Annotated in this window: 1 protein-coding gene; it reads right to left on the reverse strand. The window is 33.2% G+C overall.

The features are described 5' to 3' along the window. Positions 1 to 304, reverse strand: a 304-nt coding sequence (locus C1E99_RS12445; RefSeq protein ID WP_161951206.1) for a LytTR family DNA-binding domain-containing protein, incomplete at both ends; no start/stop codon positions are given.

Below are 304 nucleotides of genomic sequence, written 5' to 3' on the forward strand. Positions count from 1 at the left end.
AAATCTGCAAGTTTCTTCTGCTTCAAACGAGAAACAAAACAAGAATCTCCATTCTCAAAATAGGCAATGTGGTTTGCTCTATCCAACTTCGTTATATTTAAAGGATTCACTACACAAGAACGATGTGCTTGGTAAAGTCGTTTATCAGCTTTCGCTATATCCGATACTTTCCCGTAAAATTCAGTCTGACCTGTTTTGGTTTTTAAAATGACTTTATGAATCGTTGATGATGTTTCAAAATAAAGGATGTCACTAAAAGGAACTTGAATATGAGCAGTTTCAGTTTTGTATACAAAAGAATTTT

Origin of the sequence: Streptococcus suis (assembly GCF_002964045.1) — a bacterium.
In the GTDB taxonomy this organism is placed as follows: Bacteria; Bacillota; Bacilli; order Lactobacillales; family Streptococcaceae; genus Streptococcus; species Streptococcus suis_U.